The following is a 1,423-nucleotide window of genomic DNA, read 5'->3' as shown; positions in this document are numbered from 1 at the left end:
GTGCTATTAAGATCATGTTTTGTGTTGTTAATAGCTAATATTGTGTTTACAAATTTGTGACTGGATTTCAGAGTCGGAGCAATTTGGTAAACAAGTTCGAATACATAATAATAGATGTGATTTCGGCAGCCTGCTAGCTAATAAATTACCAATCAGAATATCGATCGTGTCTCCGTTCTGCTCAAATGGAATCGTCTGAGATAGCTTAAACAGTAAAGCATGTTCGACTTGTTCGGCTTGCAGCTCGTTTTGCTGAACGTCCTTTCTTAGCGCACCTTTGGGTAGACTTTTTCTTACCTGCCTAAGTGGTGCAACGACTTGTTCGTGCCAAGAGTCTAGCTCTTCGTTGATGTTGGGTAGCAGCGGTGTAATATTCTTTTTCATAAGCCCAGCCCACATTGCAAAGAGTGATAGGTTGACGCGAAAGCCTTGGGCATCTTGTAGGTCTAATAAGGTGTCTTGCAGTGTTTTATTCTTCCACAGCTTAAGTGAACATAGCCAAAATTCATTCTCTAGAGAGAGGGCGTTCATTTCTGCTGCCGATATTGCGGTGATAGAGGGGCGGCTATGAGTCATTTGGTTAGAGCATATTTGATAAGTGTAAATCGAAATAAATCCATAGGAATTTATCGGCATCTTAGGATTGATGTTGCGTAGGATATCCGCTACCGTCTGCGCCATCCAGACATATCTTATCAGTAAAGGCAGGTTTCCTGAATGTTAAAGATCGATGCATTGACCCTACGAAGAGGCCCGGAGCCTTTATTAGCCGAGGCGAATGCCCTTGTGCATGCCGGTCAACGTGTGGCGATTATTGGCGCCAACGGGGCAGGAAAAACAAGCTTGTTTAAACTTATCTTAGGCGAACTTAGCCCGGATTCGGGTGCCTATTCTTTGCCCGGTAACTGCCGTGTTTCTCATATGGCTCAGGAAGTCACAGCAGGAGAGCGAACGGCTAAAGATTATGTGCTCGATGGCCATCAGCAGCTCCGTAGTCTGGAGGCTGAATTAAAACAAGCTGAAGCCGCACACGATGACCATAAAATTGCTGAACTCCATGGAGAGCTGGAGCACATAGGTGCCTATGAAGCACCAGTTATCGTGGAAAAGTTACTGCATGGTTTGGGATTTGATCAGAAAGACATGCAGCGCCCGGTTAATGACTTCTCTGGTGGTTGGCGAATTCGTTTGAATTTGGCGCAAGCACTGATGTGCCCTTCTGACCTATTGTTGCTGGATGAGCCGACGAACCACTTGGATCTAGATGCGATGCTCTGGCTGGAGCAATGGCTGAAACGTTACGAAGGTACGGTGTTATTCATTTCTCATGACCGTGACTTCATTGATGCCGTGTCGACACATATTCTTCACTTCGAACACAAGCAGCTGAATCAATATACAGGAACTTATAGTGAGTTCGAGA

2 protein-coding genes are annotated in these 1,423 nt (G+C 45.1%); one reads left to right on the top strand and one right to left on the bottom strand.

What is annotated here, in order from left to right:
- Nucleotides 1–27: 27 nt before the first annotated feature.
- Nucleotides 28–681, bottom strand: a complete 654-nt coding sequence (locus tag A3756_RS18210) for a DUF2390 domain-containing protein (RefSeq protein WP_068507042.1) — start codon at nucleotides 679–681, stop codon at nucleotides 28–30.
- Nucleotides 682–717: 36 nt separating this feature from the next.
- On the opposite strand from A3756_RS18210, the gene A3756_RS18205 reads away from it, so the two are divergent.
- Nucleotides 718–1,423, top strand: a 706-nt coding sequence (locus A3756_RS18205) for an ABC-F family ATP-binding cassette domain-containing protein (RefSeq protein ID WP_156490581.1), incomplete at its 3' end; no start/stop codon positions are given.

The organism is Oleiphilus sp. HI0086 (genome assembly GCF_001635225.1).
The sequence above is the reverse complement of the archived record's forward strand: the minus strand, read 5'-3'. Positions and strand labels throughout refer to the sequence as shown.

What these genes read in the sequence shown, in the direction of transcription:
- A3756_RS18210 (WP_068507042.1), bottom strand. Translation starts at nt 681, where the DNA reads ATGGCGCAGACGGTAGCGGATATCCTACGCAACATCAATCCTAAGATG.